Origin of the sequence: Daeguia caeni, assembly GCF_042653845.1 — a bacterium.
GTDB classification, from domain to species: Bacteria; Pseudomonadota; Alphaproteobacteria; order Rhizobiales; family Rhizobiaceae; genus Brucella; species Brucella caeni.
This window is the reverse complement of sequence record NZ_JBHSEL010000124.1, coordinates 109,683-126,857: the sequence shown is the minus strand read 5'-3', so window position 1 is coordinate 126,857 and position 17,175 is coordinate 109,683. Positions and strand designations below refer to the sequence as shown.

Genomic DNA, 17,175 nt, shown 5'->3' with positions numbered 1-17,175 from the left:
TGCTCGAACGCGAAAGGATCAAACGAGACACGATCAGAAAACGCCGCTTGAACCACCAAGCCAAAGCCGCTTAAATCAAACCCAAAACCGAGCCGGAAACTCCAATCTTCAAAAACACAAATAGTCTCAAATCATTCGACGACGGACATTTTGTCAGAAATAGATAAAGTCGTTTTTTCGATCATTATTGATCAGAATAATTCCCCTTCCACGACAGAAAAGCTTGTGTAATTGTTCCTTTCAGAAACAATGATGAAAGAAACGCCATGTCTCAGTCACGTGCAATCGATTATGAGAATGCCTCAGACGCGGTGCGTGCTGTTTATGATGAAATCAAGACCCTGCGGAAGGTGGATCGGGTCAACAATTTCTGGACGCATATTGCCGTCGACGAGAAAATGCTTCGTCGTATATGGAACAATGTGAAAGAGGTGATGGCACCTGGCGCGCTGGATCCGCTGGTCAAGGAGCTCATCTATATAGCCGTCAGTGTGACCAATAATTGTCGCTACTGTATTGCCAGTCACCGTGCGGGCGCGATCAGGGCAGGCATGACGGAAGAACAGTTCAACGAACTCATGGCCGTCGTTGCGCTTGCCAATGAAACCAACAGGCTGGCCATTGGCTACAACATTCCGATTGATCCGCAATTTGAGCAATGACGTGAACTAAATTTAGCACCGCTTCAAAGCAGTTCCAGGGAAAGTGATACCGGTTTCTGTCAGGAACTGCAATAAAACAATAGGTTGGAGCAATCAGCCGTTCCGTAAAACCTGAATTGCTCCGGCGGTCAGCACACAGATCATATCGAACGCAGACGCTTTCCTGCACGACAGGTTAGCGCAAGGAGTTTTGCATGCTTTTTACAAGACGTCAGGGATTGCAGCTTCTGGCCGGTGTTGCCGCAAGTCTCGCCGCGCCATCCATCGTGCGCGCGCAGGGTGCTGCCAAAACCGTTCTCGGTATCCAGAATGGTCTGCCCTATCTCAACTTCATCATCGCGGAAAGGCTTGGCCTATTCAAGAAACATGCTGAAGCGGTTGGCGCCAGGACGGATTTCGAGATCGTGCGCCTGGGCGGACCGACTGCGCTCACCGAAGCTGTCCTGAGTGGCAATGTCCATATCGCCGCCATGGGCATGCAGCCACTTCTGATCAGCTGGGAGAAAACGCGCAACAATTACAGGATGGGCGGCATCAGTGCCTATTGGAAAGGCACCTACACCATCTATGCCAATGATCCGGCGATCAAATCCATCGCCGATATCCGCCCGACCGACAAGATTGCCGTGCCAGGCCCGACCAGCTCGCAAGCCGTGATCCTGCGCCGCGCGGCAGAAAAAACATTCGGACCGGGCAATGCCAACAGGTTTGACCAGCAGCTGGTTACCCTGCCTCATCCCGATGCCGTGGCTGCGCTTACCACCGGCAATACGGTTCAGGTCTATTTTGCCACTTCGCCTTTTGCCGAAGTGCTGTCACGCGCGCCAAATGTCCATGTCATCGGCAGCTCGGTCGAGTTCAATCCGAAGGACATGACCAATGGTGTGACGGCGGGGCTCGAACAGTTTGTCAGCGACAATCCGCTGACCATCAAGGCCTTCCTTGCCGCATTACAGGAAGCGGATGCGTTCATTCCCAACAATATCGAGAAAACGGCCGAAATCTATTTCGCCGCCGAACCGTCCAAGGTCAGCGACGAGCAGAAGATCGAGATCATCCGCAACAATGCGCATGAATATACCATCATTCCAAATGGCGTGATTGAAACGGCCAACTTCATCCACGCTCTGGGGCAACTCAAGGCGGTTCCTGCCACATGGCAGGATGTCTTCTTTCCGCCGATCAATCAGGGGGAAGGCAGCTGATCACACCACAGCTCAAAGGCACCTTCTTGGCCCTGCACAATCTGGGTCAAGGCCCATGCATCAGGAACGATATTCATGCAGCAGACCAACCACAGTTCGCAGCCACTGCTTGGCGTTGATGGCGTGACGCTCCAATATGCGACACGTCAGCAGATCGTAACCGCCACGCATCGCGTATCGTTTGACATGTATGAAAACGATCGCTTCGTTCTGCTTGGGCCATCTGGCTGCGGCAAATCCACATTGCTCAAGAGCATTGGCGGCTTCTTGACGCCTGTTGAAGGCGAAATCCGCCTCAATGGCCAACGCATCACCCGCCCCGGCCCGGATCGGATGATCGTGTTTCAGGAATTCGACCAACTGCTGCCGTGGCAGACGGTTCTGCAGAATGTTGTCTTCCCCATGCGCTCAACGGGCCGCTTTGCCGCCAGTGAACGTGAAGACAGGGCGCGCGTTGCGATCGAAAAGGTTGGGTTGTCAAAATTTGTCGATGCCTATCCGCATACTCTTTCGGGCGGCATGAAACAGCGCGTGGCGATTGCTCGTGCGCTGGCGATGGAGCCGGCCGTACTGTTGATGGACGAGCCATTTGCAGCCCTTGACGCGCTGACGCGTCTGCGCATGCAGCAGGAGCTGCTCGATCTTTGGGCCGAAATCCGTTTCTCGATGATCTTCGTCACCCACTCAATTGAGGAAGCCATATTGCTGGCAAACCGTATTGTCGTCATGACGCCGCATCCCGGTCAGGTCATCGCCGAGCTCGACGCCACCCGCTTTTCTTACAACCATACCGGCAGCGATGAGTTCCTTGCCTTCTACAAACAGATCAACAGCATGTTGTTCGGACAGCAGGAGGTCGCCAATGGCTGACATCACGGCTTCGCAGCGCAATGATTTCGTTGAAGTACCTGCCCGTCCCGATATCCGACATCAGAATGTCGCCCCGGGCGCCATTGGCGACATCACCCAGCAACTGAACCTGTGGGATCGCCTGAGCGAAAAGACATGGCTGCGACGCCTGCTGGTGATCATCGTCATGGCCGCGCTGTGGGAAGCCTATGCGCGTTATGCCGACAATATGCTCATGTTTCCTTCGTTCAGTGAAACGGTTGCAGCATGGTGGGCGGGCATGCGTTCTGGCGCTCTGGTGAGCGCGGTCTATGGCACGATGAAGGTTCTGTTGCTTGGCTATTGCGTGGCCATTGCCATATCGGCCGTAATCACCTCGCTTGCCATCAGCACCCGCATTGGCACCGATGTACTGGCAACGATGACCGCGATGTTCAATCCCCTGCCGGCGATCGCCATTCTGCCGCTGGCGCTCCTGTGGTTCGGCCTTGGAGTCACCAGCCTGATTTTCGTCATCGTCCATTCTGTCTTGTGGGCGGTGTCTCTCAATACGCTCACTGGCTTTCTTTCCGTCAGCCAGACCCAGCGCATGGTTGGTCGCAATTATGGTCTGACAGGCATTGCCTTTGTCTTCCACATTCTGGTTCCGGCGGCTTTTCCATCGATCCTTTCGGGCCTCAAGATCGGCTGGGCCTTTGCATGGCGCACGCTCATTGCCGCCGAACTCGTCTTTGGCGTCTCCGGCAATTCGGCCGGTCTCGGCTGGTACATTTTCCAGAACCGTAATGCGCTGGAAACGGCCAATGTCTTTGCCGGTCTGCTCACCGTCATCATCATCGGCCTGATCGTGGAAGGGATTGTCTTCCGCAGCATTGAGACTGTCACTGTTCGTCGTTGGGGCATGCAGCACTGAACCTTCAGCGCGCACGAATTGTCAGGCAGAACACATGGTTACGATCAAGCAGATTGAAGCGGCGCATTGGGTAGACAAGCTTGGCAGCTTTCATGCAGCGGCCGAACGGCTGAATACGACCCAATCCACCATCTCGAAGCGCATTCAGGAACTGGAACAGGCGCTTGGCTTTGCCGTGTTTGAGCGTTCACACAAGGTATCACAACTGACATTGCGGGGGCGCGGTCTGCTTGAGCATTTTGAAGCGATCTTGAGTCTGCACAGCAAGATCGAGCAATATGCCAAAAGCGATGATGGCTATTCCGGCTCCTTCCATCTCGGCACCACCGAAATGGTGGCGCTTACATGGTTGCCGAAACTGATCAGCGCAATTACCGCACGCTTTCCCAATATCAATCTCAAGACCAGCATCAACATGACCCATGAACTTCAGGCAAAGTTCAGGGACTACAAGCTTGATCTCATCATCTGCCCCAAAATGGCCGATGATGATCAAAGCGAGCATACAGCACTCGATCTCCTGCCGCTTGAATCGGCATGGATGTGCAGCGAGCATTTCCAGCTTGAACAGAAGGGCATCCTGTCGCCGCGCGATATTGCCAATCTTCCGCTGCTCACCTTCAACGAAGGCTCGCTCCTGCATCACACGGTGACAAGAACGCTTGCCGAACATGGCTATTCAGCGCGCCAGACCATTACCTGCAGCAGCATGATCGCGCTGGCGGAACTGGTGCGTGAAGGGCTCGGCATCTCCTATCTGCCACGCGACTATTTCCAGTCCTATGGCAGCCTCGCAATTGTGCATACCAGCATGGTGATGCGCCCGCTGCAATATGCCGCCACCTATCGTGACGACTTCATCGCCGCACAGATTGCACAGATGGCGCAACACTTGTGCAAGTTCACGAGGCCGATCGCATGAGCAGTCAATTCATCCATTCATTCGCGGGAGGCCATCTTGAGCGCTAATCCAACCGTTGCAGAAGAACTAAAGGCATTTGAAGGCCAGTTGCTCGGCCTGATTCCGGTTGACCGGATCAAGGCTGTCAACTTCCCCCGGCCTGCGGCTGACATCATCGAGCGTTACAAGAGGCTTCCGGATCTGACCTCCTCCATCGCCGATATTCTCGATCAATATGGCGTCGACAGCGCCATCCCAACCACAGTGCTTGCGCCGCTTGTCCCGGGTCAGCGCATGGTCGGCCCGGCGGTAACGGTCAAGCATGGGCCAGCCCGTCTCAATGTCGGCCATAATGTCGCTCATAAAACCACACCGCAGCTTGGCGCGATTGACGAAGTAACCCTGTCAAGACCGGGGGACGTCATGGTCATCGACGGCAGCGCCGTACCGCATGCCTCCAATATCGGTGGCATCATGGCAACAGCGGTTGCCGCAAAAGGCTTTGCCGGCGTGGTCGTTGATGGCTGCGTGCGCGACACCGACAATATGCGGCGCATGGGACTGCCTGTCTGGGCGCGCGGCGCGACACCCCGCACCGGCAAACATCGCATGGAACTGCTCGAATTCAATGGCAAGATCGATATTGCCGGGGTTCAGGTCTGGGCGGGCGATCTCATCCTTGGCGATTCCGACGGGATCATCATTGTCCCGCAGGATATTTGTGAAGAAGTGCTGTTGCGCGCCAAACAGGTCGCCGAGAAGGAAAAAAGCCTGCTTGGCGCATTGCAGTCCGGCGCTTCAGCCAAGGAAAGCGCCTCCATCATCTCTCCGGACAAATGGTGATGGCCGTGCATGCACCAATCCGCCTCATGTTTCTGGGCTTTGGCGAAGCGGCATCGCTCTTCGCCACTGGCTTTGCGGCAGGCGCGCTCAAGGAACTCGCCGCCTATGCCCCATCCGTGCATGGCGGCACGGGCGCAAAAAGGCTGCATGAACGCGCGGCTCTTTCCGGGACGCGGCTTGTCTCTGACCTTGCAGCATTTTCTGCCGCAAACTGGATCTTTGCCATGGTGCCGCCTGCACAAGCACTCAATGCAGCATGGGCGGTCTCTCCCCATCTCGCGCAGGGCGCCATCTATGTCGATTTTTCTTCAGCCGCCCCCAGACACAAGATAGAAGCTGCTGCCTCTATTGAGTCCGCCGGCGCCCATTATGTCGATGCGGCCATCATCGGCTCTGTTCCCGCCTCCGGCCATCAGGTGCCAGTCATTGCTTCCGGCGCCCATGCCGAAACATTTGCTGCAAGCTTTACACCGCTTGGCATGGATATTTCCATTCTGGGGTCGGCAATTGGTGCTGCAGCCGGCACAAAGCTCGTCCGCAGCATTCTCGCCAAGGGGTTGGAGGCGCTTTATGTCGAGGCCCTGGTCGTGGCGGAACGCTCAGACATTACGCAGGAAGTACTGGACAGTTTCTGTGCCTTTCTCGACGCCCGCACGGCCCGTGCCACGGCAGAGATCCTGTTGAAGTCGCATGTCGTGCATGCTGCCCGCCGCGCCGATGAAGTGCTGATGGCGCGCGAGCTCGTGCTTGAGGCCGGCATCCCACCAATCATGACCGATGCAATCATCAACCTCATGCGTCAAACCGCAGAAAGCAGGGCCACGGAACGCGCAGGACGGAGACAGCCTGCCTCTCTCAATCATGCACTTGACATTCTTGAGGCCGAACTTCCCGGGGCCGCACAACAAGATACTGAAACTGCACGATAAATTGAAGCAATGGAGACTTGGATGACCTCATCCGCAATACGTGATGAAGCAATCGCATTAAGCAAGGCGCTCCTTGCTTTTGGTTCTGCCGTGGTGTTTGACGCGCAAAACCGCACAGGCGCGCTTGCCGCATCGATCAAGCCTATCGACCCCAACTCCACCATTGCGGGCCCGGCCTTCACCTGCGTCTGCGAGCCCGGCGACAACCTCACGCTGCATGCCGCACTCAAGATGGCCAAGCCCGGTGATGTTCTGGTCTGTAATGCCATGGGCGCCACCGAACAGGGCATGTTTGGCGACGTGATGGCAAGTTGTGGCAAGGGACGCGGCCTTGCGGGTCTGGTAACGGACGGTGGTGTCCGTGACAGGCTCACCATTATCGCGGTCGGCTTTCCTGTCTTTGCTGCCAATGTCTGCATGAAGGGCACAGTCAAGGAAGTGCTCGGCCCACTCAATCAGCCGGTTGTACTTGGCGGCGTTCTCGTTCGCCCCGGCGACCTCATCATTGGCGATGCCGATGGCGTTGTCGTGGTGCCGATTGAGACGGCTGCAACCGTACTCGAAGCCTGCCACAGACGCGCTGCAATCGAAGACAGGATCATCGCCGCCATCGGGACCGGACAGATGCCCTGGGACTTCAACAATCTCGGCGGCTTTCTCAAGGCCAAGGGTGTCGCAGTCAATTTTTGAGCGCCGACATCCCCATCAACCGGCTGAAGTCATGAGGACAAGATGATAAAAATAAAGTCTATTGAAACTTTCCTGTTCCATCCCGGCAGCGGCAAGAACCTGCTCTTTGTCCTGGTCGAGACATCGGATGGAACCCATGGCTGGGGCGAGGCCTATGTCGGCGTCAAGAAAGAGAAGGTCGTCGAGCAATATGTCAGGTCCATGGCGCCCTATCTCGTCGGCCGCAGCCCCTATACGATCCGGCATATGGCGCAGATCATGTTCGATGATTTCGCCATCCGCCGCACATCGGTTGATTTTCTCTGCGCATGGAGCGCCATCGAAATCGCCCTTTGGGACATTGTCGGCAAGCTGTCCGGACAGCCGGTCTATAATCTCCTCGGCGGTCCCGTGCGTGAAAAGGTTCGCATCTATGCCAATGGCTGGTGGTATGGCGTCACCAATATCGAGCAGACGGTTGAGCGCGCGCTGAAGGTCAAGGAAATGGGCTTTACCGCCTTGAAGTGGGATCCTTTCCCAGGCCCATGGCGCACATTCATTACACGCGAAGAAGAAGATTATGCCGTCGAGAATGTCCGTGCCGTGCGTGAGGCCGTAGGACCGGAGATGGATCTGCTCATCGATGCCCATCGCCGTGTCGCGCCCCATCATGCAACACGGGTTGCGCGCCGGCTCGAAGAGTTCAATATTTTCTGCTATGAGGAGCCCTGCCTTTCCGACAATATTGATCTTGTGGCAGAAGTCCGCCACGCAATTTCAACTCCAGTCGTTACCGGCGAAACGCTCTATACCAAGGAACAATTTGCGCAGGTCCTTGAAAAGCGCGCGGCCGATATCCTGAACCCGGATGTCTGCGCCGTCGGCGGGATTCTGCAGATGCTCGACATCGCAGCCCTTGCTCATCCGCATGCCGTTGCCATCAGCCCGCACAACTATAACAGCCCGGTCATCGGCCTTGCCGCGACAGTGCATCTGTCTGCCCTCATCCCAAATTTCCTGATTGCGGAGTGTTTCATCAACCTGTCTGACGCCTGTGCGGAAATTGCCGCTCCGGGTCTTACCATGGAAGCGGGCTGGGTTGATCTTCCAACCGCGCCGGGCCTTGGCGTCGACATCGATATCGATGCCCTGCAGCGCCGTCCCTACAAGGATTTCCCGCACAAGGACATGCGACAGTATTGGGAAGAATTTCCACGCAAGAACTACGTTTGGGGCGTTGCCAACGTCACCCGCTAAATACGGAGCACTCAAATGAGCGACTTTACTCTGACGGACGCATTGCTGGCTCGTTACAGGACCGTAACCGCGGCAACGGCCCATGAGGCCATGGGGCGCAAGGGCGCCCTTGATTCTGCCATCAAGCCAATCCGCCACGGCATGCGCGTGCTGGGGCCTGCCTTTACCTGCGCCTGCCCGCCGGGTGACAATCTCACCCTGCATGCAGCCCTCAAACTGGCCAGACCCGGAGACGTGATCGTCTGTGCCGCAGCCGGTTTCACCGAACAGGGCCTGTTTGGCGATGTCATGGCCAGTGCGGCCAAAGGCAAGGGCATTGCCGGCCTGGTTGTCGATGGCGGCGTGCGTGACTCCAGTGAAATCAGCAGGCTCGGCTTTCCGGTCTTCAGTCGCTCCATTTCGATCAAGGGGGCGGTCAAGGAAACGCTGGGGCAACTCAATCAGCCTGTCGTCGTGGGTGGTGAACTGGTTTCGCCGGGCGATCTCATCATCGGCGATGATGATGGTGTCGTTGTCATTCCCAGGGCGCTGATTGCCGAAACGGCAGAGACTTCGGCCGAGCGCGAAAGGAAGGAAGAGCGTTTCCGTGCCGCCCTGCTTCAAGGCAATACGACCTGGGACATGCTGAACCTCAACGCAGTGATGGAACGGAAAGGCATCTCCTTCCGTCTCTAGACGGCAAGGACTGGCAAGAGCATGGCGAATATCGAAAAGACGATTAGTGAGCTGGAAGCCCTGTTTGGTGCACGCGTTTCACGTGCCGAGGCCGTGCGCCGGCATCATGGCGATGACCTGTCCTATATTCCGGCCATGTTGCCGGATGCAGTTTTCTTTGCGGAAAGCACTGCGGAAGTAAGCCAGGCTCTCGCCATCTGCAACCGGAACCGCACCCCGGTCATCCCCTATGGCACGGGCACTTCGATCGAAGGCCAGACCCATGCCCCACATGGCGGCATTTCCTTTGATCTTTCTGGCATGTCAAGGATCCTGGCCGTGCATGAGGAAGACTTTGATGCCGTGGTGCAGCCGGGTGTGCGCCGCAAGCAGCTCAATGAACATTTACGGGCAACGGGGCTGACCTTTCCGGTTGATCCGGGGGCAGATGCTTCCATCGGCGGCATGGCCTCCACCCGCGCCTCCGGCACCAATGCCGTTCGCTATGGCACAATGCGGGAAAATGTCCTGGCGTTGGAAGTCGTTCTGCCGGATGGCAAGGTCATCCGCACAGGCACCCGTGCCCGCAAGTCTTCCACCGGCTATGATCTCACCAAACTCTTTGTCGGCTCTGAAGGAACGCTTGGCATCATCACGGAAGTCACGGTGCGCCTGCATCCGATTCCGGCTGCAATTTCATCTGCCGTCTGCACCTTTACCTCACTCAAGGGAGCAGTTGATACCGTGATCGCCACCATGCAATCCGGTGTACCGATGGCGAGGATCGAGTTTCTGGACGAAGTCGCCATTGAAGCGGCCAACAATTACTCAAAACTCAACCTCAAAGTTGCTCCAACACTCTTCCTTGAGTTTCATGGAACGGAAGCAGGCATCAGGGAGCAGGCCGAAATTGTCGAGCAAATCGCCCATGAAAATGGCAGCGCCGGCTTTGTCTGGGCAACACATCCGGATGAGCGCCAGCGCCTCTGGCAGGCCAGACATGATTCCAGCCATGCAACGCGCGCCTTGCGTCCGGGCTCGGCCAATTTTGTGACGGATGCCTGTGTGCCGATTTCCGCGCTGGCAGACAATATTCTCGCCGCACGCGCGGATGCGGACCAGTCATTCCTGCGCACCAAGATCAATGGCCATGTCGGCGACGGCAATTTCCACGTCAATTATCTGGTCATGCCCGGTGTCGAGCACGAAATCCGCGAGGCGGAACGCCTTGCCGCACGGGTTGTCGAACGCGCTCTCAAGAGCGGCGGTACGGCAAGCGGCGAGCATGGTGTCGGCCTTGGCAAACTCAAATTCCTGCATCTTGAGCATGGGCCGGCGCTCGACAGCATGATCGCACTCAAACAGGCCTTTGACCCGAATGGCATCATGAATCCCGGCAAGCTTGGCTCGCCGCAACCCTTTTCCGCTGAAGCGCAAAGCTGATTTCCAGGAGATGATCATGACACAAGCTTTCAGAATGAACCGGCGTGGTTTTCTTGCCACAAGTACTGGCGCCCTGCTTTCTGCAGGGCTCGGCATGCCGGCGCTGGCTGCAACGCGCGACATCACGATCGGCATCAATCCCGGCCTGCCTTTTCTGCCCTATTGCGTGGCGGAACAGCTTGATCTCTTCAACAAGACGGCAAAGGAACTGGGCGTTTCGGATGCCAGTTTCAATATCCGCCGCATCAATGTTGCCACGCTGTTGATTGACGCCATCTTGAGCCAGGAAGTGCAGTTCGGCACCATGGGCAATCAGGCGCTACTCAACACCTGGGCCAAGACCCGCGACAATGTGAATTTCCGTGGCATTTCTGCCTATTGGAAAGGTAAATTCTCTGTCTTTTCCAATACGGACCGCATCAAGAGCTTTGCCGACATCGGCCCGGATGACAAGATCGCCGTACAGGGCCCCAAGAGCGCACAGGCGCTTTATGTGAAGCTTGCCGCCCAGCATTATTTCGGCAAGGATCAGGCGCATCGTTTTGACAATCAGCTTGTGCTCCTGCCGCATGCGGAAGCGGTCAGCGCACTCACCAAGACAGACTCCATTCAGGTCTATATGGGCATTTCGCCCTATTCGGAATTCGTCGCCAAATCCCCGCGTGTGCATCTTCTCACCACCTCGCGCGAATTTGCCGATCCTGCCACCACCAATGCCTTTATTGGCGCCATTGAGCCGGTTTACAACAAGAATCCCGACATTCCGGCCGTCATCATCGAGACACTCAACCGCGCAAACAAGCTCATCCTTGATGACCCGAAAGAGGCAACAAAACTCTATATGGCTGCGGAAAAATCGCCGCTGTCGCAACAAGAGCTGGAAGCAGTCATCACCGCGGTGCGCGATGACTATGCCACTGTGCCCAATGGTTTGATGAAGGTGGCAGAACTCATGGTTGAGCTTGGCGACCTGAAACAGGCACCGGAAAGCTGGAAAGACGTGTTTACCGGCCCGATCACCGAAACACAGGGAAGCTAAGCCATGAATGGCCCTGAAGGGATGAAACTCACCCCTTTACCATCCTTTCCGATAACAGTTCAGGAGGCTCGCATGGGCACACGGATTCTTCAGACACTCAAGGATGATCCTGTAGCAGCTGCCTTTGCTCCATTTCAGCCCGCCACGGTTTCAGATGCCATGTATGCACTTGGCCTCAAGGACAGTGCCATGGATCCAATCGTACGGCTTGTCACCGGCTCCAAGCTTCTGGGGCGTGCCCGCACCATTGGACGCACCCCCATCACCAGCAATGCCGGCCAGGCGGAAATGGCCGGCGACTATGGATTTGCCATCCAGCAGGTCATTGATGGCTGCAAAGCCGGCTCGGTCATTGTCATTGCCACGCAGGGCATTGCCAGCAATGCAAATTGGGGTGGCAACATGGCACATCGTGCCAGCCATCTTGGCGCTGTCGGCATGGTGACGGATGGCGCGTTGCGCGATGTGGAAGAAATGGAGGGTTATGGGCTTACGGTTTTCGCGCAAGGTGCATCAGTGCGTGCTGGCCAGCATCGTTTTGCCACGACCATTGCCAATGAGCCGGTCATCTGCGGCGGCGTCTATGTCCGCCCTGAGGACATCATTCTCGGCGACCGCGATGGTGTAATCGTCATCCCACCGGAACATGCTGAAGACATTGCGAAAAAATCAGCAGAACTGTTGCGGATCGAAAAGGAAATGCAGGCATTCATGGATGAGGGCGCGTCGCTTTACGAGGCTGTAATGAAATACAAGGTGCGCTGAAGCGCAGCTCAATCAACAAACAAGAGGAATGCGATGGCACACCCGGTCTTTGAAGACATAGGCACGTCGATCTTTGAAGTCATGTCGAGGCTTGCCACAGAGTGCAAGGCCATCAATCTGGGACAGGGATTTCCGGAAGCGCTTGAACCACAGGAAATGATTGAGGCGGCCAGACAGGCACTGGCAGATGGCCCGCATCAATACCCCTCCATGATGGGGCTACCCACGCTGCGACAGGCGGTAGCAGAAAATGCACGGCGTTTCTTTGGCCTTGAAATCGACTGGGAGCAGGAAGTCCTGATCACATCAGGCGCCACTGAAGCACTGGCAGACAGTCTGTTTGCCCTGCTTCAGCAAGGCGATGAAGTCATCATCATCGAACCCGCCTATGACTCCTATGCGCCCATCATCCGGCGCGCTGGTGCGCTGCCTGTGACGGTGCGTTTGCGGCCACCCCATTGGCATCTGCCCTTTGACGCAATGCGCGATGTCATCAGCAACAAGACGCGCGCCATCGTCCTCAACAATCCCATGAACCCGACTGGCAAGGTCTTCACGCTGGAAGAACTCCGCTTCATTGCAGATCTGATGCTGGAGCACGACCTGATTGCCATTGCTGACGAAGTCTATGACCATCTGGTTTTTGATGGCATGTGTCATATATCGCTGCTGTCCTTGCCGGAAATCCGCGACCGCGTCGTGCGGATCGGATCGGCGGGCAAATCTTTCTCGCTGACCGGCTGGAAGGTTGGCTATGTCACTGCCGACAAGCGCCTGCTTGCCCCCATCATGCGCGCGCATCAATATGTCAATTTCTCAACCCCGCCTGCCCTGCAGGCAGCCGTCGCCGCGGGATTGCGTTTTCCGGACAGCTATTTCGAAGGCCTTCGCAACAATCTTCAGGCCCGGCGCGACCTGTTGCTTGACGGGCTGCGCAATGCCGGGCTCAAAGTGGCAAATGTGGCCGCGACCTATTTCGCCCTGGCAGATATTGGCGACAATCCATTCGAAGAAGACGACTTCGCCTTCAGCCAGCGCATGACGCGTGAGGCAGGCGTTGCCACCATTCCCATGTCATTTTTCTATGAAAACCGGGATGTCATCAGCCATGTGCGCTTCTGCTTTGCAAAACAGGCCGATACGCTTGAAGAAGCCGTTGCACGCATCAGGAACTGGACCATGGCAACAACAGAATAGGCTATACGAACGTCCATGCCGCATCGCCACCATTAAAGCAGTTCAGATTTTCACGGAACCGCCGATTACCCTCAACATGTTGCTATTTCACAGTTCCCGACGGAAATCGGCGTCCATTTTCCCCGAAACTGCTGGGTCATGTTTCGCAGTTCCAGACGGAAAACCGGTGCCCACTTTTCCTGGAACTGCGATCAGGCAAAACCCGCCCAAGACATTGATTAACTTGTTAAGTTAAGCAATGTCTTGTCTGTCCACGAACAAGGCGTCAGAGCATGACACGCTGTCCATCGGATGTGGCAATGGCATGTATGACCCGTTCAAATTGCAGCGCCTGCTGGAATGACGGATAGGCCTCCGCTCCGCCTGCAATCGCTCGCAGGAAAGCTGCCGCCTCGATGGTCTTGAGATCATTGAAGCCAAGCTGATGGCCGGAGGCCGGGACAAAATGGCCGTAAGGCTCATGCACCGGGCCGGTCATGATGGTGCGAAAGCCCTGCATCGCCTTGTCGCCGCTATTCTGGTAGAGTTGCAATTCGTTCATCCGCTCCTGATCAAAGCAGATCATACCCTGCGCACCATGCACCTCGACGGCCATACGGTTCTTGCGTCCCCAGGCCGACCGCGAGGTGGAGAACAGTCCCTGCACGCCATTGGCAAACTCGACTATAGCCGAGGCTATATCCTCATTCTCAACCGGCTTGTGCGTTCCGTCATCAGGGGAAGGCCGCATGGCATGCACGGTGCGGATATCGCCAATCACGCTGCGGATTGGCCCCATCAGCTCCACCGCCATGCTGATCATGTGACACCCGAGATCACCGAGAGCGCCAAGACCGGCTTCAGCCTTGGTCGCCCGCCATGTCCAGGGCAGATCAGGATCAGCCTGATAGTCTTCATCCACAAAACCGCGAAAATGAATGACCCGGCCAATCGCGCCTTCTGCAATCAGCCTGCGCGCATGCTGGAAGGCCGGATTGCGGATATAATTGTAGCCAACAATCGTCTTGCCCTTCGCTGCTTCTGCGGCCCGCGCCATTGCCTCGGCTTCGTCCAGCGTCAGAGCCATCGGCTTTTCGCAATGGACATGCTTGCCTGCCGCAAGGGCGGCAATCGCGATCTCGGCATGCAGCTTGTTGGGCGTCGTCACGCAGACAATATCAACCGCAGGATCATTGATCAGCACATGCCAGTCATCGGTCGATCGGGCAAAGCCGAACTGCTCCGCCATCGTTGCCGCCTTGTCGGCCGGCGTTTCGCAAAGAAGCTCAAGGCGCGGTGTTGGAATGTCGCCAAAGACTGCCTTTGCCGCGCCATAGGCCAGCGCATGGCACTTGCCCATGAAACCAGTGCCAATCAGACCGATACCGATAGTGCTCATGTTCAGCCCTCTATCTCGGAAAGACGAATGGCACGGCGCTCGGCAATCGACTTGATTGCTGCTTCCGCCAGAAGCAGGGCCGCAAGCCCATCCGCACCGGACGGATCTGGCTTCCTTTTCTCCTTAACCGCGGCGATGAAGGCGGCAATTTCAGCCGCATAGGCAGCCGTATAGCGTGTCATGAAGAAATCATGCAGAGGCGGACGCAAATAACCTTCGGCAGTAGCAATTTCAATCGAGACCGGGCGCTGGTTTTCGGCCGATACAGCTCCCCTTGAGCCATGCACTTCAATCCGCTGGTCATAGCCATAAACAGCGCGACGTGAATTGGAAATGGTGCAATGCTTGCCTGAAGCCGTTGTCAACGTCACAGAAGCGCTGTCGAAATCGCCAAGACGACCGATCTCTGCATCGACCAGCACCGAAGCCGTGGCAAAGACCGTATCCGGCTCTTCGCCCAGCAGGAAACGCGCCATGTCGAAATCATGGATTGTCATGTCGCGGAAAATGCCGCCCGAGACGGTGATATAATTTGCCGGCGGCGGGCCAGGATCGCGAGAGACGATCTGCACCATCTCGACATCGCCGATCTTGCCATCATCAATGGCCTTGCGCACGGCGCGGAAATGCGGATCAAACCGGCGATTGAAGCCAATCATCAGCGTCGCACCCGTCTCTTCGACCGTCTTGAGGCATTGGCGCACGCGCGCGATCGAAAGATCAACCGGCTTTTCACAAAAGATCGCCTTGCCGGCACGGGCAAAACGCTCAATCAGATCCGCATGGGTGTCAGTCGGAGTGCAGATGATGACAGCGTCGATATCTTCTGCCTGCTCGATCTCATCAATGCTGCGAAGCGTGCCGCCAAAACGGGCTATGACGGCTTCTGCCGCTTCCCTGAATGGATCAGCCACCGCCACCAATGACGCATCCGGATCAGCCGTAATGGCTGCCGCATGAACGCGGCCGATACGGCCGGCGCCGAGAAGTGCTAATCTGATGCTCACGCTGTCCTCCCTCAAATTCCGTTGTCTGTACTGGATCGAGGCGACTCCAACTGCCCCAAAACGGAATAATTATTCCAAAATCAGAGAAAATGGATCGTGTCAAGGGCGCTTGTTCCAACTGGAACCATCAGCTGCTGTCAGACCTGTCCGTGCTGGCCGCTCATGCACAACACGTCAACACCGCCCCCCCTGCTGGACCTTCTGCCATGACTCTTTCCATAACGGCGTGGTTCCCCCTCCACCGGCAAGGTCACAGAGAAACTGCCTGTTTCGTGTTCAAGACCGCAATTTCAGCCTGTGCATATGTGGATGAAGCCTTCTTGCCCTCTCAAAGAAGTTGGGAGCAAGAGCGCGATCATCAAATTTTGGAACATTATCGTTGATTTTATCAAATAATGGAATATAAATTCCATAAAGGCATTCTGCCGGAGGATAGAGCGCAGAATATCTTTTGAGCCACTCAAGGGAGGAACAGATGAAGAAGACCATTTTGACACTGGCGGCATCTTTCGCCATGTTCGTCGGCATTGCCGCCCCCGCTGCAGCAGATGGTGAACGGTTTGTACTTGTCAGCCATGCACCGGACAGCGACAGCTGGTGGAACACGATCAAGAATGCCATCAATGTTGCCGGCAAGCAGATGAACGTGACGGTGGAATATCGCAATCCGCCGACTGGCGACCTAGCCGACATGGCCCGCATCATTGAACAAGCCACCGCTTCCAAACCAGATGGCATTATCGCAACCATTGCCGACTTCGACGTCCTGTCCGGCCCGCTGAGCAATGCGGTCGCTCAGGGTATTCCTGTCATCACCATCAACTCAGGCACCGAAGAGCAGTCGAAGAAAATCGGCGCCCTGATGCATGTCGGCCAGCCGGAGCGTGATGCGGGCTTCGGTGCAGGCCAGAAGGCGAAGGCTGCCGGCGTCACCAAATTCCTCTGCGTCAACCACTACATCACCAACCCGGCTTCGGTTGAACGCTGCCAGGGCTATGCCGACGCGCTCGGTGTCGAGCTCGGCAGCCAGATGATCGATTCGGGTCTGGATCCGGCGGAAATCAAGTCGAAGGTGCTGGCCTATCTCCAGACCAATCCGGATACCAACGGCATCCTGACGCTGGGTCCGAACTCGGCTGAACCGACAATCGCCGCACTCACCGAGGCCGGCAAGGCAGGCACTATCCATTTCGGCACGTTCGACCTGTCCCCTGAAATCGCAAAGGCCATCAAGAGCGGTGTGATCACCTTCGCCATCGACCAGCAGCCCTATCTCCAGGGCTACCTCCCCGTGGTCATCCTGACCAACTACGCACGCTATGGCGTGGTACCGGGCAACTCGATCAACTCGGGTCCAGGCTTCGTGACCAAGGACAATATCGCACTCGTTGAAAAGTTTGCCGGCGAATACCGGTAAACGCGAACAGGGGGAGTGATGGCCAGCCCCCTCCCCCATCCAAATCC

The 17,175-nt window shown here is 56.4% G+C and carries 17 protein-coding genes; 15 read left to right on the top strand and 2 right to left on the bottom strand.

The window, feature by feature from the left end:
• Window positions 1-266: 266 nt before the first annotated feature.
• The 14 genes from ACFO1V_RS14205 (at window position 267) to ACFO1V_RS14140 (ending at window position 13,326) form a co-directional block, all read left to right on the top strand.
• On the top strand, window positions 267-662 hold the full coding sequence (locus tag ACFO1V_RS14205; protein ID WP_374831244.1) for a carboxymuconolactone decarboxylase family protein: 396 nt from the start codon (window positions 267-269) through the stop codon (window positions 660-662).
• A gap of 194 nt (window positions 663-856) precedes the next feature.
• The gene (locus ACFO1V_RS14200) at window positions 857-1,867 is read left to right on the top strand and encodes an ABC transporter substrate-binding protein (RefSeq protein WP_374831242.1); all 1,011 of its coding nucleotides are present in this window, start codon (window positions 857-859) and stop codon (window positions 1,865-1,867) included.
• 75 nt (window positions 1,868-1,942) lie between these two features.
• On the top strand, window positions 1,943-2,737 hold the full coding sequence (locus ACFO1V_RS14195) for an ABC transporter ATP-binding protein (RefSeq protein ID WP_374831240.1): 795 nt from the start codon (window positions 1,943-1,945) through the stop codon (window positions 2,735-2,737).
• A complete protein-coding gene (locus ACFO1V_RS14190) occupies window positions 2,730-3,629 on the top strand; it encodes an ABC transporter permease (protein WP_374831238.1) in 900 nt (299 codons plus the stop codon). Before ACFO1V_RS14195 ends, ACFO1V_RS14190 begins: the two co-directional genes overlap by 8 nt.
• Window positions 3,630-3,663: 34 nt before the next feature.
• Window positions 3,664-4,551, top strand: a complete 888-nt coding sequence (locus ACFO1V_RS14185) for a LysR family transcriptional regulator (protein WP_374831236.1) — start codon at window positions 3,664-3,666, stop codon at window positions 4,549-4,551.
• A 36-nt stretch (window positions 4,552-4,587) separates the two neighbouring features.
• A complete protein-coding gene (locus ACFO1V_RS14180; protein WP_374831234.1) occupies window positions 4,588-5,373 on the top strand; it encodes an RraA family protein in 786 nt (261 codons plus the stop codon).
• A 5-nt stretch (window positions 5,374-5,378) separates the two neighbouring features.
• Window positions 5,379-6,302 (top strand): NAD(P)-dependent oxidoreductase, encoded by a 924-nt coding sequence (locus ACFO1V_RS14175; protein WP_380075109.1) that lies wholly within the window; start codon window positions 5,379-5,381, stop codon window positions 6,300-6,302.
• Window positions 6,303-6,323: 21 nt separating this feature from the next.
• Window positions 6,324-6,992 (top strand): 4-carboxy-4-hydroxy-2-oxoadipate aldolase/oxaloacetate decarboxylase, encoded by a 669-nt coding sequence (locus ACFO1V_RS14170; protein WP_374831230.1) that lies wholly within the window; start codon window positions 6,324-6,326, stop codon window positions 6,990-6,992.
• Window positions 6,993-7,034: 42 nt separating this feature from the next.
• On the top strand, window positions 7,035-8,228 hold the full coding sequence (locus ACFO1V_RS14165; protein ID WP_374831228.1) for a mandelate racemase/muconate lactonizing enzyme family protein: 1,194 nt from the start codon (window positions 7,035-7,037) through the stop codon (window positions 8,226-8,228).
• Window positions 8,229-8,243: 15 nt separating this feature from the next.
• The gene (locus ACFO1V_RS14160; RefSeq protein WP_374831226.1) at window positions 8,244-8,903 is read left to right on the top strand and encodes a 4-carboxy-4-hydroxy-2-oxoadipate aldolase/oxaloacetate decarboxylase; all 660 of its coding nucleotides are present in this window, start codon (window positions 8,244-8,246) and stop codon (window positions 8,901-8,903) included.
• Between the two features lie 21 nt (window positions 8,904-8,924).
• The gene (locus ACFO1V_RS14155; RefSeq protein WP_374831224.1) at window positions 8,925-10,325 is read left to right on the top strand and encodes an FAD-binding oxidoreductase; all 1,401 of its coding nucleotides are present in this window, start codon (window positions 8,925-8,927) and stop codon (window positions 10,323-10,325) included.
• A gap of 16 nt (window positions 10,326-10,341) precedes the next feature.
• Complete coding sequence (locus ACFO1V_RS14150; RefSeq protein WP_374831222.1) at window positions 10,342-11,364, top strand: ABC transporter substrate-binding protein; 1,023 nt, start codon at window positions 10,342-10,344, stop codon at window positions 11,362-11,364.
• Between the two features lie 72 nt (window positions 11,365-11,436).
• Entirely contained in the window at window positions 11,437-12,129 is a 693-nt protein-coding gene (locus ACFO1V_RS14145; RefSeq protein ID WP_374831220.1) for an RraA family protein, read from the top strand.
• A gap of 33 nt (window positions 12,130-12,162) precedes the next feature.
• Window positions 12,163-13,326 carry an aminotransferase gene (locus tag ACFO1V_RS14140; RefSeq protein WP_374831218.1) on the top strand — a complete coding sequence of 388 codons (1,164 nt, stop codon included), beginning with the start codon at window positions 12,163-12,165 and terminating at the stop codon, window positions 13,324-13,326.
• 265 nt (window positions 13,327-13,591) lie between these two features.
• On the opposite strand, the gene ACFO1V_RS14135 is transcribed toward ACFO1V_RS14140, so the two are convergent.
• Window positions 13,592-14,704: a Gfo/Idh/MocA family protein gene (locus ACFO1V_RS14135; protein ID WP_374831216.1), complete on the bottom strand. Its 1,113-nt coding sequence runs from the start codon at window positions 14,702-14,704 to the stop codon at window positions 13,592-13,594.
• A 2-nt stretch (window positions 14,705-14,706) separates the two neighbouring features.
• The gene (gene iolG / locus ACFO1V_RS14130) at window positions 14,707-15,711 is read right to left on the bottom strand and encodes an inositol 2-dehydrogenase (RefSeq protein WP_374831214.1); all 1,005 of its coding nucleotides are present in this window, start codon (window positions 15,709-15,711) and stop codon (window positions 14,707-14,709) included.
• 475 nt (window positions 15,712-16,186) lie between these two features.
• Here iolG and ACFO1V_RS14125 point away from each other — a divergent pair, with 475 nt between their 5' ends.
• Window positions 16,187-17,128 carry a sugar ABC transporter substrate-binding protein gene (locus ACFO1V_RS14125; RefSeq protein ID WP_374831210.1) on the top strand — a complete coding sequence of 314 codons (942 nt, stop codon included), beginning with the start codon at window positions 16,187-16,189 and terminating at the stop codon, window positions 17,126-17,128.
• The last annotated feature ends 47 nt before the right edge of the window (window positions 17,129-17,175 follow it).